At 57.0% G+C, this 13,553-nt stretch carries 14 protein-coding genes; 8 read left to right on the forward strand and 6 right to left on the reverse strand.

Features of this window, described 5'->3' with window-relative positions; all coding sequences use genetic code 11:
* The first annotated feature begins 63 nt into the window (after nucleotides 1-63).
* The 5 genes from ACN0TA_RS16365 to ACN0TA_RS16385 all read left to right on the forward strand — a co-directional run bounded on the left by ACN0TA_RS16365 (nucleotide 64) and on the right by ACN0TA_RS16385 (nucleotide 5,030).
* Nucleotides 64-765, forward strand: a complete 702-nt coding sequence (locus tag ACN0TA_RS16365; protein ID WP_417584895.1) for a hypothetical protein — start codon at nucleotides 64-66, stop codon at nucleotides 763-765.
* A 12-nt stretch (nucleotides 766-777) separates the two neighbouring features.
* Complete coding sequence (pelF, locus tag ACN0TA_RS16370; RefSeq protein ID WP_417584897.1) at nucleotides 778-2,307, forward strand: GT4 family glycosyltransferase PelF; 1,530 nt, start codon at nucleotides 778-780, stop codon at nucleotides 2,305-2,307.
* 3 nt (nucleotides 2,308-2,310) lie between these two features.
* On the forward strand, nucleotides 2,311-3,705 hold the full coding sequence (gene pelG, locus ACN0TA_RS16375) for an exopolysaccharide Pel transporter PelG (RefSeq protein ID WP_417584899.1): 1,395 nt from the start codon (nucleotides 2,311-2,313) through the stop codon (nucleotides 3,703-3,705).
* A gap of 37 nt (nucleotides 3,706-3,742) precedes the next feature.
* Nucleotides 3,743-4,279: a hypothetical protein gene (locus tag ACN0TA_RS16380; RefSeq protein ID WP_417584901.1), complete on the forward strand. Its 537-nt coding sequence runs from the start codon at nucleotides 3,743-3,745 to the stop codon at nucleotides 4,277-4,279.
* 103 nt (nucleotides 4,280-4,382) lie between these two features.
* Nucleotides 4,383-5,030, forward strand: a complete 648-nt coding sequence (locus ACN0TA_RS16385) for a helix-turn-helix domain-containing protein (protein ID WP_417584903.1) — start codon at nucleotides 4,383-4,385, stop codon at nucleotides 5,028-5,030.
* 122 nt (nucleotides 5,031-5,152) lie between these two features.
* Here the strand turns inward: ACN0TA_RS16385 and fixJ are convergent, their stop codons facing one another.
* From fixJ to ACN0TA_RS16410, 5 genes are all read right to left on the reverse strand, one after another.
* Nucleotides 5,153-5,785: a response regulator FixJ gene (gene fixJ / locus ACN0TA_RS16390; RefSeq protein WP_417584905.1), complete on the reverse strand. Its 633-nt coding sequence runs from the start codon at nucleotides 5,783-5,785 to the stop codon at nucleotides 5,153-5,155.
* On the reverse strand, nucleotides 5,769-7,226 hold the full coding sequence (locus tag ACN0TA_RS16395; protein ID WP_417584907.1) for an ATP-binding protein: 1,458 nt from the start codon (nucleotides 7,224-7,226) through the stop codon (nucleotides 5,769-5,771). Before ACN0TA_RS16395 ends, fixJ begins: the two co-directional genes overlap by 17 nt.
* Nucleotides 7,227-7,430: 204 nt before the next feature.
* Nucleotides 7,431-7,838, reverse strand: a complete 408-nt coding sequence (locus ACN0TA_RS16400; protein WP_417584909.1) for a DUF2177 family protein — start codon at nucleotides 7,836-7,838, stop codon at nucleotides 7,431-7,433.
* A gap of 8 nt (nucleotides 7,839-7,846) precedes the next feature.
* A complete protein-coding gene (locus ACN0TA_RS16405) occupies nucleotides 7,847-8,503 on the reverse strand; it encodes a ChrR family anti-sigma-E factor (protein ID WP_417584911.1) in 657 nt (218 codons plus the stop codon).
* Nucleotides 8,500-9,075, reverse strand: coding sequence for a sigma-70 family RNA polymerase sigma factor (locus ACN0TA_RS16410; protein WP_417584970.1), 576 nt, complete (start codon nucleotides 9,073-9,075; stop codon nucleotides 8,500-8,502). The genes ACN0TA_RS16405 and ACN0TA_RS16410 overlap by 4 nt, the downstream gene beginning before the upstream one ends.
* A 240-nt stretch (nucleotides 9,076-9,315) precedes the next feature.
* Between ACN0TA_RS16410 and ACN0TA_RS16415 the strand changes: the two genes are divergently transcribed.
* The 3 genes from ACN0TA_RS16415 (at nucleotide 9,316) to ACN0TA_RS16425 (ending at nucleotide 13,064) form a co-directional block, all read left to right on the forward strand.
* Entirely contained in the window at nucleotides 9,316-10,671 is a 1,356-nt protein-coding gene (locus ACN0TA_RS16415) for an NAD(P)/FAD-dependent oxidoreductase (protein ID WP_417584913.1), read from the forward strand.
* Entirely contained in the window at nucleotides 10,668-11,450 is a 783-nt protein-coding gene (locus ACN0TA_RS16420; protein WP_417584915.1) for a DUF1365 domain-containing protein, read from the forward strand. Before ACN0TA_RS16415 ends, ACN0TA_RS16420 begins: the two co-directional genes overlap by 4 nt.
* A gap of 120 nt (nucleotides 11,451-11,570) precedes the next feature.
* A complete protein-coding gene (locus tag ACN0TA_RS16425) occupies nucleotides 11,571-13,064 on the forward strand; it encodes an aldehyde dehydrogenase family protein (RefSeq protein ID WP_417584917.1) in 1,494 nt (497 codons plus the stop codon).
* Between the two features lie 80 nt (nucleotides 13,065-13,144).
* On the opposite strand, the gene ACN0TA_RS16430 is transcribed toward ACN0TA_RS16425, so the two are convergent.
* Complete coding sequence (locus ACN0TA_RS16430) at nucleotides 13,145-13,552, reverse strand: MerR family transcriptional regulator (protein ID WP_417584919.1); 408 nt, start codon at nucleotides 13,550-13,552, stop codon at nucleotides 13,145-13,147.
* Nucleotide 13,553 lies beyond the last annotated feature (1 nt).

Consider the following 13,553-nt stretch of genomic DNA (forward strand, 5'->3'; position numbering starts at 1 on the left):
TTATTGGCGCCGGTTCACAAAAAACGTTCGGGAAGCCGAACTCAGAACAACAGGGTGACTAAGATGGTACTGTCCCTCAATTCCTCGCTCGGGGCGCAACCTGCCCCTTTTACCGCCAAGCCGGCCATCAAGGCGCTGTTTGCCGGTCTGAAAACCGTGGTGTTTGCCACCGAGGCTGTCGGCATCGTCTTTTTGGCGCTCGGCCATATCGACCTGGCGATGGCCATGTTCTTGCATCTTGGTCTTTGTCTCGTGATGCTTGGCGTTATCCTTTTTGTCGAACGCAAGAATATCTATTCGGGCGACCTGCAAGCATTTGCCCTGCAGGTGATGGTTGCCGGCCCGTTCGGCGCGGCTTCCGCGATGATCGATGAACAGCTTTCGTCCCGCGTGCGCGCCGAACGCCTTGAGCGTTGGTACAACACGATCGCGCCGGTGCCAGTGCCCGCCGTGACCCTCGCCGACCGCATTCTTGACGATCAGGTGGTCCGGCCAGCGGCACGGCTACCAAAATCTGTCGACCGGCTGATCATGTCAGGGTCCATGCGGGAGAAGCAGGCGCTTTTTGCTTCGATCGTTGCCGACGGGCCGGTAGACGGCGGTAATCTCATCGAAAAAGCACTGCGCAGCCGCGATCAGCGGGTCCGGGTGCAAGCGGCGGCCGTTTCAGCGCTGTTCCGCTCCAAGGTGCGCACCAGCGCCGGACACCGTCATCAGGCGAGCATCGTGGTGCCCGCCAACGATGCAACAACACCTGCAGCATAGGGGCTCACGACGATGGAAGTGCCCAATTGGTTTGCGCCCGCGGGACGCCGTTTCGAGCCTGAAGCCGATGTGTGTCTGATCGCTGAAGGGTGCTACCCCTATGTTTCAGGTGGCGTATCCAACTGGATCGACTGGCTGATCAGGACGCATCCTGAACTGACGTTCTCTGTGCTGGCGATTCTGCCCAGCGCTCCTCAGACCGAGCCGCGCTATGAACGGCCCGACAACCTCAAGGCAATTCATCACCTGTTGCTCGACGACAAGGGAAAGGGACAGCGTCGGGCCTGGCCGGCGATGACGCCGCAATGGTACGCCGATACGCTGACTGCCATCCTCGACCGCGGTGATGCGCAAGGCTTTCAGGCGCTTCTTGAAAAGCTTGGCCCGGAAAGCAGGCGGCCTTCGGTTTCGACATTGCTCGATTCCCGCCAAGCCTGGCAGGCCCTGTCTTCCGGTTATGCCCGCATGCCGCAAACAGCTTTCATCTCATATTTCTGGGCTTGGCGGGCACTGGCTGGCGGACTGCTGCGCACTCTGGTCAGCCCACTTCCCAGCGCGCGGCTCTATCATTCGGTTTCCACCGGCTATGCGGGCCTGGTTGCTGCGCGGGCGGCACATGATACCGGCCGACCCGTCATGATCACCGAGCATGGTATTTATTCCAATGAACGGCGTGTCGAGATCCTGATGGCCGACTGGATCAAAAACAGCATCGATACCGGGCTCGATTTTGCCGATGAGCGTCACGATGTGCGCGACTTCTGGGCCGACGCTTTCGAGAGTTTTGCGCGGATCGCTTATAGCGCCGCAGATGATGTGATCGCGCTTTACGGCGATAACAACGCATTTCAGCAAGCGTTGGGCGCCGACAGCCGAAAGCTCACCGTTGTGCCCAATGGCGTTGACGTCGACAGGTTCGAGACGTTGCCCATGCGCCAGTCGACGCGGCCCACTCTGGCATTTATCGGGCGCGTTACGCCCATCAAGGACGTTCAGACGTTCATCGATGTGGCCGAACGGGCAGCATCAAAAGTTCCCGGTCTGCGGGCGCTTATCATCGGGCCCATGGATGAAGATCCGGATTACGCACAGAGCTGCGTCGACGCCGTCAAAGAGCGTGGGCTTGGAGATATCATCACGTTTACCGGTCCCGTCGATGTCCGCGACTATATGGCTGAAATCGATGTTCTCATGCTGACTTCGATTTCCGAGGCCCTGCCGTTGGTCATACTGGAGGCTGGCGCTTCGGGCGTGCCGTGTATTGCAACCGATGTTGGCGCGTGTCGCGAAATCCTCGGTTGTCCTGGCAGCCCTGGGCAAGCGGCGGTGGCTGGTGTTGGCGGCATTGTCGCTCCGGTGGGTGATGTCGGTTCTCTGGTTTCCGCCGCCGTGCATATTCTCACCAACCCCATGGCGCGGGAACGGATGGGATCATCGCTGCGCGAAAAGGTGCGGACCCAATACCGGTCTGACACCATAGCATCGGCCTATACGAGACTTTACGGTCGTCATCTTTCCCAAATTGCCAAGAGTGAGGTCTAAAAAATGGCCGGCATCGGATTTGCTCTCACCAAACTGCGCAGCCAGAACAATCTGGCCGGACATTCCATGGCAACTGGCCATGCCATCATGGTCACTGCGGGACCGTGGATCGTGATAATGATCGGGCTGGCACTGATCTCCTGGCTTGGCGCTCCATTGGTCGGGCTCGAGATGACCACGACGTTCAGGGTGCTGGTGATCTATTGTTTTGCCCTTTCCCTTGTCGTTACAGCGCCGATTGCGCTCGAGCTTAATCTGCGGGTTTCTGCTGAACTTTATGAGCGCCATTTCGACCGTGTTCATGGGATCTATATGGGCGCGCTCGGCGTAGCTGCCCTGATTACCGTCTTTCTTGCCTGGCTTCTGTTTTCCGTGATCATCGGGCTTGATATGCAAACGGCGACTGCCGCAACGTTCTGCGTATTGCAGGTTTCCTTGCTGTGGCTGACCATGTCGATGGTCGCTGCGATCCGGCAATATACGATCGTCACAACCGGCTTTACCATGGGGTTGAGCGTTTCGGTGGTGCTGGGACTATCTTTGGCCAGCCTTGGATATGGCGTTGCGGGTTTGCTGGCCGGATTTGGCGCAGGCCTGTTTCTGGCCTTCGCCATTTTGCATGGATTGATCGTGCAGACCTTTCCGGGACGGATCAAACCGCTGACCGAAAGCATTCGCGGGCTGATCGCGCACCCGATGCGTTCACGCACTTTCGTGATTGCCGGCCTGACCAGTGCGCTCGCCGTATGGATCGACAAGCTGGTGGTCTGGCAGTCATATGAAGGCACCGCCATTGCGCACGGCCTTATCCACGCGCCGCGATACGACGTTCCAATGTTTATCGCCTATCTTTCGATAGTGCCCCTGATGAGCATCGTTTCGATCTGGCTGGAAACTGACTTTTTCACTGCCTATCGGAAGTATCGCGACATCGTTCATTCGGGCGGAACGCTGCGCCACATCGATGCCCAGCGCACTGCAATCACCTGGCAAACGACCAATACGATATTTTCGGCATTTGTCATCCAGATCACAATCAGCCTTGTGCTCGCCCTCGCCGGACCGTGGATTGTGAGCCTGCTTGGGCTGGGCCTGGAAACCTTGCAGGTCTTGCGGCTCGCTTTGATCGGAGCCGCGTTTCACTTTCTCTTTCTCGCCTGTATCGGCGTCATCTTGTTCATGCAGTACGGCCGCGCCTACTTCCTGCTCCAGATCGTGTTTCTCGTCCTCAATGGCGGGCTGACCTATCTGCTGCTTTCCAACCCGGACGCCTTGGGGTTGGGCTACGTGATCGCGACCGGGGCAGCCGCCATCCTCGCTTACGGGGTGATGGTCAATACGCTCAAGGTGATGAACCGCCTCACATTTGTCGACAACAATCCGGCGGTTGCAGGCTAACCCCCCGCAGCCGTCACCATAACTGAGGAAAATTGCAGTGAACGTACATGCTCAAAATACCGCCAGTCCAAGAATGCTGCTGGGGGAAACCGGCAGCGGTCCTTCCAATCACTGGGTCGGCGTGGTTGAAGGCGCGGTTATGATTGGGGGTTTGTTTGCAGTTGAACGCTTGGGGTTGCTCGACCTCCAGATGCTGCCCATCCACCCATTGGTCCTTGCCGTTGCTCTTATCGCTGCCCAGTACGGAGCATCAGGCGGCATCATGGCTGCAGCGATGGCCACGGCTCTTGCTCTATTGGGTGGCACCTTGCCTCAAAGAGTGATTGGCGAGGGATATTTCGAATATCTCGCTGCTGTCTGGACCACGCCATTGGCCTGGTTGGTCATTGCGGTAACGGTGGGAATAATTTCGGACGGGCACAGGCGCTTGCTGCAGCGGTCCGAGCTGGCTCTGTTTGAAGTCAAGAAAGAGCGCGATCTGATTGCGGCGCAATACGAGGCTTTGGCCGCCCGTGCCAAGCGGCTTGAACGCCGTGTGGCGGGGATTGAAGGCCCGGCTTCTGCACTCAAGTGAAAACGGCGCAGCGTCAATATCGTAGAATCACTAGTGGAAGAACCGGAATTTATTAACAAATGTTTAACGCCCATACTCCTGGCAACAGGGAAGGGACAAGCAAATGTTGATGCATAAGGAGTTCTCCAATCCTACGACCATTGTCGGAGCCGCCGGGTATCTGGGCCTTATTGGCAGTACCAAACTCGGCGGTACGACCCGGCATCGGGAAAAGGAACTGATCTATGCACAGGGGGATGAAGCCGGAGACATCTATATCGTCGAATATGGCTGTGTGCGCGTTTCGCGGATAACGCCAGAGGGGCGGCGCCTCGTGACCGGCTTTTACTTCGCCGGTCAAGTTTTCGGTTTCGAGACGGGTGGCGAGCGGCAATGCTATGCGGAAACGCTTGAATATTCCGGCACGCGCAGATTGCAACTGGATGACAGGGATCTGGCCAACCCCCTGATTGCCGAAATGCTGTTTGGCTATCTCGAGAGCATACACCAGCATCTTCTGGTTCTCGGTACACAGAATTCAATTGAACGGGTCGCTGCGTTTCTTGTGGGGATCGCCGACAGGCGCGAAGATGGTAGCAACAAGGCTCGATTGCCGATGTCGCGCTGCGATATCGCAGATCATCTTGGACTGACACTGGAAACAGTGTCGCGGGCAATTCACCGCCTACAGGTCCTCAAGCTGATAACGCTCGTCGGCGCACGTGAAGTCATATTGCTCGATAGAACCGCCCTGATTGAACTGGGCGCATAAGCTGGCTCGGGCTTGGTGTCGCCCGGGTAGCGTGCTGAGATAAATCGACCTCTGCCTATCTCAGCACGCCCTGCCTCTGTTGGCTGTTTGATTAAATCAACATCGTCACATCTTTGCGCATTTCAATCTCCGCCCTGATACTGGTCGGAACCTTGAACCGCAGTCCTGACCAGCTCGGCAAGACTGTGGGCGTGCATCTTGGTCATGATCGTTGCGCGATAAACTTCGACTGTGCGTGGGCTAAGACCCAGATCTCTGGCGATTTCCTTGTTCGCCAACCCGTCAACTACGCCGTCAAGAACCTGTCGTTCGCGCGCGCTGAGGGAGTCCAGTTTCGCCCGCGCTGCCTGCCGAAGGCTGCGAACGTGGTTTTCTTCCTGTGCTGCAGCGCATACCCGGGCGAGTGTGGCGAGTATCGTTGCTTCGCTGAACGGCTTTTCGATGAAATCGCTTGCCCCCGCCTTCATCGCATCGACGGCTGCAAGCACATCGCCATGACCAGTGACCACGACAACCGGCAGCGCGTGTCCTTCGGCCCGCAGGTGATGCAGCAGCTCTATCCCACTCATTCCGGGCATGCGCAGGTCGGTAATCAAGCAAGCATCATCGAGATTGTCCACGGCGTCGAGAAACTCGCCGGCTGAAGCATATTTGCGCGAGCGCCAGCCAGAGGCCGCGAGCATGAACGAAAGCGACTGACGCACCGGTTCTTCATCGTCGACGATGTGGATCAGGAAGTCACTGGGCATGGGCATCAATCTCTCGGTCAACCAAGGGAAGGGTGAATGTAAAAACTGTTTCCTTGCCCGTTATCGAGCGGGCCTCTATCGCACCTCCATGTGCTTCGATAATGCGTTTTGAAATCGAGAGGCCAACCCCCATGCCTCTTCGTTTCGTCGATACGAATGCCTTGAATATTTCCTCGCCGAATTCTGGTGGAATGCCATGCCCGGTGTCGCTGAGTTCGATGCGGGCAAACCTGTCGTTCTGGCGCGTCCGTATAGTGATGATCTTGCGTTCGCTGGCCTGCACCGCATCGGCAGCATTGCGCAAGAGATTGACGATTACCTGCTGGATCTGGGTGGGGTTACCTAAAGCCTCTAATGGCCCGGGCGAGAGGTTCAGCTCGATGAGGATGCCATCTTCTCTGGTGCCGGCCAGCGCCAGCGCCATTGCACCTTCGATCAGTGTGTTGACGTCGACGATCTCTTTGTCGATTTCGCCCTGTGCCATGAAAATTCGCAGGTGATGGATAATGTCGCCCGCACGCAGGGCCTGGGTTGCGGCAGCGGCAAGAGATTCGCGTAGCGCTGGAAGCATGGCGGGGTCAAAGAGCTCAAGCATGCGCTTGGCGCCTTGTACATAATTGCTGATCGCCGAAAGCGGTTGGTTGATTTCATGGGCAAGCGCTGAAGCCATTTCGCCCATTTCGCTCATTCTGGAGAGCCGAGCCAGTTCTGCCTCGGTCTGCTCGAGCCGCGTTGCTGCCCGTTCTCGCTCAGTCATGTCGCGCGCAAAAGCAATGAAAAGAAGGCCCTCACCGGTGGTGATCCTGACGACGTCGATGCTCATGGGAAACGTGGTGCCATCGCTACGCTTGCCGCGCAGCAGGCGGTTGCGTCCGATGAAGCGGGCAAAGCCCGTTGATGGGTATTCGGCCGTGCTGTTGCGGTCAGGCAAATGAGGCGATGCCATAAGGATATGCACGTTGCGAGTCATGACGACTTTCTCGCGATACCCAAACAGCCGTTCTGCAGCGGCGTTGAAAGACACGATCTCGCCGCTCGGCTTGCTCGCTATCGTTGCATCAGAAATGGTGTCCAGGATGGCCTGCAGATAGCTTTCTCGTCGTAGTAGCAGCCGGGTGGCCATTAGCGCCTTTATGCGCTCTTCCCGCAGCACGCCTCCCAGCCAGGCAATCCCAAAACCCACACCGGCAAAAAGGACAAGGTCAGGTCCCTGGGACGTACTCTCATCTACTGTGAAGAAATAGACCAGCGGCAGAGCGAGGACCATCGTGAACACGCCGGGCGCCATTCCGCCCATGCCGGCAGCAAGCAATATTGCCAGAGCGAAGAACAGTCCGCTAAACGAGGATGTGAAAACCGGGGTAATAGCAAGCTTTATGGTACTAACAAGGATTAGTCCTGCCAGCCCGACCAAGTATGCGAATATAATGTCCTTCGGCAGCCCCATAACCACAGCAGCATCCGGTTTCGAGATGCAAATTAAAATTTTGTCAGAAAGGCAGCAAGTAAAATTAAAATGAGAGGAGTGATCTCGAACCAGCAGCGAGAACTATCAAATGGCCGGCTGAGCGTCGAACCTGCGAGACAGCCAGACGCGGGCCCCAGTTTTGAACTCTAGGTGGGGCAGTGCGTACGCCTGGCTCGAGCCGATCTAGTTGCTGCCGCTAAACAGGCGAGTGGCAAAATAGCCTGCAGTTGCTGCGGTGCCGGTCAGGGCGGCACCCCAGATGATATCGATGATTGTGACGCTGACAGACCAGTTCTTTATCGTTGCTAGGTTTGTCATATCATAGGTGCCATAGGCGACAAGGCCGAGGATGGCGCCGGCGAGCAGCGCCTGGGTCCAGTTGCCCGACTGCATGGCTGGCGCAACGGCGAAATAGACAATCCCGCCGATATAGAAGAGGTAGAACGCTCCGGCTGCCGCAAGGTTGGGCTGGTCGAGCAGGACATGGCCGATCTGCTCACGATAAAAGCCAAAGGCGACGCGCGAGAGCCAAATATAGTCAATTGCGAAAAAGACAATGGCTGTGCCGATATAGGCGACAACGTAAGGCATGTGATCCCTCATATCCCCAGCACAGGCTGGAACAAGCGTACGATCCAACTCTTGAACTTGAGCGGTGCTTCGGTGACGGCAAGGCAGATGCAATCGGCATCCGTGGTGGCTATCGGCTGATGGGTAAGATCGCCGCCGGCAATTTCGATGTCGCCACGTGTGAAGGTTCCGTCCGCGTCGCTGAAGGCGCCGGAGAGAACCAGCGTCATCTCCATGCCGCTATGGGTATGCTCGGGAACTGGCTGACCGGCAGGAATGCGCAACAGGCGCGCTACAGAACGGCCATCGCGTGTAGGAATAACAAACTGAGCAGCGCCCGGCATTGCTTTCCACCGAATGACGTCGACATCCGAACCTACGTATGAGCGTAACGGCTCGGGCAGGATCGGAGCTGAACCCGGTTTGCCCCGACGTACCGGCTTTGCCTTGGGCAATGGAGCGCTAGCAATGCGCGTGCTGAGCGCCTGCCAACTGGCGTCCACATCTGGAGAGGGCTCAATAGTATCGAGCAGTGCGCCCCCGGCGCCTTCCATCATGGCATAACGCTCACGGCAGTCCGGGCAGACTGCAAGATGGGTGGCGACGGCCAGCGAAAAACCTTCCGATAGGGTGCCGGCGGCATGCGCGAGCAGAATATCGTCGTCAAGATGGTGGACGATGCTCATGAGCGGTCCTCCAGCGCCGTACGCAGTTTGGAAAAAGCAAGCCTGATGCGAGATTTAACCGTGCCGAGCGGGAGGCCCAGCTTTTCCGAAATGGATCCGTGCGATGCCTCCTCAAAGAACGAGAGCTTTAAAAGCTCAAGTTGTTCGGGGGGAAGTTTTTCCATCGCTCGGTGCAGCCTGTCGGCGTCTTCGTTCATGTCAAAGGCAGCGTCAGCCGGTTTGATCTCTGTCGGTATGAAAGCGGGATCGTTGGGATCAAAATCTGGACGATTTGACTTGCGCCAATGGTCGATGCGCTGGTTGCGCGCGATGGTAAAAATCCACGTGGAGACATTGCCCTTGTCCGGGCTGTATTGCGCGGCCTTGTTCCAGACCGCCACCATGGTTTCCTGCATCAATTCCTCGGCAAGCTGCCCGTCGCGCGAGAGTTTGGCCATGTAGGCGCGTACCCGCGGGCCATAATAGCGGAACAGCTCTTCAAATGCGGCCACATCACGGGAGGTGGCGACGGCGAAAAGCTTCTGGCGCATCAAGATGTTGAGCGCCTTTTTGTCATTGGGATCGACGGCCATCTTGTCGGTACGCGCAACTCCTCTGGGGGCCGGGCGCACAGCAATATTGTGCTGCGCCGCCAAGGGCCCGCGAGTTTGGCACGGGGCCGCATCGATGGAAAGGACTGTCGTCATGCCTCGATCTACGGCGGCTCGAACCGGGCAGATCACCTAGCAGAAAAGAAAAATCTCGTTTTGAGTGCATCCGATTGGGAGTCTGGCACGTACCTTACTGGAACTCAAACAAGGACAAGCCGACCCATGTATCTCGACGCAGGCCCCAAGGGTCCGAAAGGCTCACGGCGCATCGCCGTTATCGGAAGCGGAATTTCAGGGCTTTCTGCTGCCTGGCTGATGAGCCAGAGCCATGATGTGACGCTATACGAGGTCGAATCCCGGATCGGTGGCCACTCCAATACAGTCGATGTCGATTACAATGGCAAAACAATCGCAGTCGATACCGGCTTCATCGTCTATAACGAGGCCAATTATCCCAATCTCGTGGCAATGTTCGAGCATCTGGGTGTGCCGACGGATCTATCATGGATGTCGTTCGGCGCGTCTATCGATGGCGGAGCGTTTGAATATTGCTCGGACCCGCTGGGGCTTATCGGGCAAAAGTCAAATGTTGTGCGTCCACGGTTCTGGCGCATGCTATCGGATGTTGTGAAATTTTCACGGTCTCATCGCGAAATCCTCGCGGACGGTAGTCTTGCCCATGTGGGACTAGCCGATTACCTGGCCCAGAACGGGTATTCGGAGAGCTACATTCAAGACCATATCCTGCCCATGGCTGCAGCAATATGGTCATCTTCCGCCAACGATATCCGCAATTATCCGGTGCAGGCGTTTGTGCGGTTTTTTCTCAATCATGGCTTGCTCGATCTCTACAACAGGCCGATGTGGCGGACGGTCAAAGGCGGCAGCCGGGAGTATGTTTCCCGATTGGTAGCCGGGTTCAAGGGAACAGTGCGACTTTCGACCGGCGTGAGTGCGATCGAACGGCATTCGGGCGTTGTGACGGTGACGGATGTGCGCGGTCACAAGGACGTCTTTACGGATGTTTTGATTGCCACTCACGCTGATCAGGCCTTGGAGATGCTTAGCGATGCCGATGCTGAAGAACAGAGGCTTTTGGGAGCGTTTTCCTATACGCACAACAGGGCCGTGCTGCATACAGACCGGCGACTGATGCCTAAACGCAAATCGGTATGGTCGAGCTGGAACTACATCGGGGAACGTGAGTGGGATGGCGACAGTCCGCTTTGCGTGACCTACTGGATGAACAAGCTCCAGAATATCGACAAGAAATACCCGTTGTTCGTAACACTCAATCCCAGCCGGGAGATCGATCCAGCAACTGTCTTTGAAACTTTCGATTACACCCACCCGCTTTTTGACCAGATGGCGATGGCAGCACAGAAAGACCTCTGGCGGCTGCAAGGACGCGGTGGCGTCTGGTTTGCAGGGGCGCATTTCGGGTCAGGTTTTCACGAGGATGGTTTACAGTCCGGACTTGCGGCGGCGGAAGACATGGCCGGGGTGCAGCGGCCCTGGGCAGTGGAAAATCCCTCGGGCCGTATCCATATTGATGCCGAAAGGGTGGCCGCTGAATGAAAGATGGCGCGATATATGGCGGAGAAGTCGTGCATGTGCGGCACAGGCCGCGCGCGCACACGCTGCGCTATCGCGTCTTTTCACTACTGCTTGATCTCGATCGGCTCGAAGCTCTGGATACGAGGCTCAAGCTCTTTTCCTACAATCGTTTTGGTGTGTTCAGCTTTCGCGAGACCGACCATGGGGACGGCGTGAGTGGCGGGCTTCGCGCTTGGGCGGAACGGCTGTTGGGCGAAGCTGGGATCGAGGGCAGGGACCTCAAGATTGAAATGCTCTGCTACCCGCGCATGTTCGGGTATGTGTTTAACCCTATCACTGTCTATTTTTGCTCGGACCCGCAGGGCATCCGGGCTGTCCTTTATGAAGTTTGCAATACTTTTTATGAGCGACACACCTATGTGATGCCGATGGCCGGACACACGGAGGGCCCGTTCCGTCAGTCATGTAACAAGGAACTTTACGTTTCCCCGTTCGTGCCCATGCAGGCGCTCTACGATTTCAAGATTACCCCACCAAGTGACAAAGTTCAGATCGCCATCAATGAAAGCGACCCGGATGGGGCGTTGCTCTATGCTGCGTTCACCGGCACCCGCCAGGAATTGAGCGACAAGAACCTTGCACGGGCGCTGGTGCGCTACCCGCTGATGACGTTGAAAATTATGGGTAGCATTCACTGGGAAGCGCTCAAGCTATGGCTCAAGGGCAACCCCGTGTTCATGCACAAAAAGGCGGAAGCCAAGATCTCCCATTCGGTGATCGCGGCAGTTCCGGCCGAATAGGCATAAGCGCCGGTCATCGATCCATCACCAATCGGCGTTTTGCGCCGCGGCCAGCTTCCTTTAGGGTTCAGTGTAATTGGCCCACGAAGGTCAAAGTCACAACATCAAGAGGAAACATTCATGTCCCATGCCGACATTCTTTCAGCCGCAAAGCTGGCGGCCGCCGATCTGACAGGCGGTGCGCTGGAAGTGCATTCTCCTATCGATGGCGCACTGATCGGAGAGGTCGCTACTCACTCGGGCGGAGATGTCGAAAAGATGATTGCTGCCGCCAAAGCGGCATTCTCTGAATGGAAGTTGGTTCCAGCGCCGCGAAGGGGGGAGCTCATCCGACTGTTTGGCGAAGAACTGCGCGACGCAAAAAATGAACTGGGCGCGCTCGTGGCACTGGAGGCGGGCAAGATCTTTCAGGAGGGACTCGGCGAAGTCCAGGAGATGATCGATATCTGCGATCTGGCGGTGGGGCAGTCGCGGCAGTTGTTTGGACTGACCATTGCTTCGGAGCGTCAGGGCCATGCAATGCGCGAGACATGGCACCCACTCGGCGTGGTGGGGGTGATCTCGGCCTTCAATTTCCCTGTAGCTGTTTTTGCCTGGAACTTCGCTTTGGCGGCAGTGGCCGGCAATTCGACAGTCTGGAAGCCATCTGAAAAGACGCCATTGACTGCGCTTGCAGTGCAAAAGATTTTCAAAAAGGCTGCCGAGCGTTTCGGTGAGGCGCCCGAGGGCTTGTTGCATGTGGCAATTGGTGGCGCGGATGTTGGTGAAGCGCTCACCACCTCCAAAGACGTTCCGTTGGTTTCCGCGACTGGTTCAACGCGCATGGGGCGGATTGTCGGGCCCAAGGTTGCCGAGCGCTTTGGCAAGACAATTCTGGAATTGGGCGGCAACAATGCGATGATTGTTGCGCCATCGGCCGATATGGACAATGCGGTCCGGGCCATAGTCTTTTCGGCGGTCGGCACGTGCGGACAACGGTGCACAAGTTTGCGGCGGTTGATTGTCCATGAAGACGTGCGCGATGAGCTCGTGGAAAAGCTCAAGAGTGTTTATGGCAATTTGCCGATCGGTAGCCCCTTGGAGGACGGCGTTCTCGTCGGCCCATTGATCGACAAACAAGCCTTTGACGCAATGCAGGCGGCGCTGGAGAAGGCCAAGTCCGAAGGTGGCAAGGTCACTGGCGGCGAGCGGGTCGAAGCTGTCGATGGCGGCCATTACGTCCGCCCGGCGATCGTCGAGATGGTCGAGCAGAGCGAAATCGTCAAGCATGAGACGTTTGCGCCAATCCTGTATGTACTGACCTACAAGACGCTCGATGAGGCGATTGCTTTGCAGAACGACGTGCCGCAGGGACTGTCGAGCTGCATTTTCTCGACGGATCTGCGTGAAGCCGAAACTTTTCTCTCTGCTGCCGGGTCCGATTGCGGCATTGCTAACGTCAATATAGGACCATCGGGGGCTGAGATCGGCGGGGCGTTCGGCGGTGAAAAGGAAACGGGCGGGGGGCGCGAAAGCGGCTCAGATGCATGGAAGGCTTACATGCGGCGTCAGACCAATACCGTCAATTATTCCCGTGAGCTGCCGCTGGCGCAGGGCATCAAGTTCGACATTTAGACTTTGTCGATTGTTTAGGTAAAAAGTTGGACCCGATCAGAGGTCGGGCCCAACTTTTGACTGCCGTATTTCAGCCCGTCCTAGCCTTCGGATGATGCGTTATGCAGCCGATCGTCGGCCAATTGGCGAATTTCCGTCAATTCGGTTATCGTGGTTTCGAGATCTGCCAATTGCGCGTGCAGCAGTTCGAGCCGTTCATCTACCTTGCCGATCAACAGTTTGACCTGCGCTGTGCGCGTGTTGTCGGCATCGTAAAGGCTCAGATATTCCGAGATATCGCGCAATGTGAAGCCGAGCCTTTTGCCGCGCAGGATCAGGATGAGCCGTGCCCGGTCCCGCCTCCTGAACACTCGCGTTGAGCCCAGGCGGTCGGGTTTCAGCAAGCCCTTGGTCTCGTAGAACCGTATGGCGCGCGTTGAAATGCCGAACTCGTTCGCCAAGTCGGTGATGGCGAACAGATCGCGCTTGTCGGCATCGTGCTTATTCAAG

It is taken from the genome of Pelagibacterium sp. (assembly GCF_048264985.1).
Classification (GTDB): domain Bacteria; phylum Pseudomonadota; class Alphaproteobacteria; order Rhizobiales; family Devosiaceae; genus Pelagibacterium.

Excerpts from the sequence above, each read along its gene's own strand:
- ACN0TA_RS16365 (WP_417584895.1), top strand. The coding sequence starts at position 64 with ATGGTACTGTCCCTCAATTCCTCGCTCGGGGCGCAACCTGCCCCTTTT.
- pelF (WP_417584897.1), top strand. The coding sequence starts at position 778 with ATGGAAGTGCCCAATTGGTTTGCGCCCGCGGGACGCCGTTTCGAGCCT.
- pelG (WP_417584899.1), top strand. The coding sequence starts at position 2,311 with ATGGCCGGCATCGGATTTGCTCTCACCAAACTGCGCAGCCAGAACAAT.
- ACN0TA_RS16385 (WP_417584903.1), top strand. The coding sequence starts at position 4,383 with ATGTTGATGCATAAGGAGTTCTCCAATCCTACGACCATTGTCGGAGCC.
- fixJ (WP_417584905.1), bottom strand. The coding sequence starts at position 5,785 with ATGCCCATGCCCAGTGACTTCCTGATCCACATCGTCGACGATGAAGAA.
- ACN0TA_RS16395 (WP_417584907.1), bottom strand. The coding sequence starts at position 7,226 with ATGGGGCTGCCGAAGGACATTATATTCGCATACTTGGTCGGGCTGGCA.
- ACN0TA_RS16400 (WP_417584909.1), bottom strand. The coding sequence starts at position 7,838 with ATGCCTTACGTTGTCGCCTATATCGGCACAGCCATTGTCTTTTTCGCA.
- ACN0TA_RS16405 (WP_417584911.1), bottom strand. The coding sequence starts at position 8,503 with ATGAGCATCGTCCACCATCTTGACGACGATATTCTGCTCGCGCATGCC.
- ACN0TA_RS16410 (WP_417584970.1), bottom strand. The coding sequence starts at position 9,075 with ATGGCCGTCGATCCCAATGACAAAAAGGCGCTCAACATCTTGATGCGC.
- ACN0TA_RS16415 (WP_417584913.1), top strand. The coding sequence starts at position 9,316 with ATGTATCTCGACGCAGGCCCCAAGGGTCCGAAAGGCTCACGGCGCATC.
- ACN0TA_RS16420 (WP_417584915.1), top strand. The coding sequence starts at position 10,668 with ATGAAAGATGGCGCGATATATGGCGGAGAAGTCGTGCATGTGCGGCAC.
- ACN0TA_RS16425 (WP_417584917.1), top strand. The coding sequence starts at position 11,571 with ATGTCCCATGCCGACATTCTTTCAGCCGCAAAGCTGGCGGCCGCCGAT.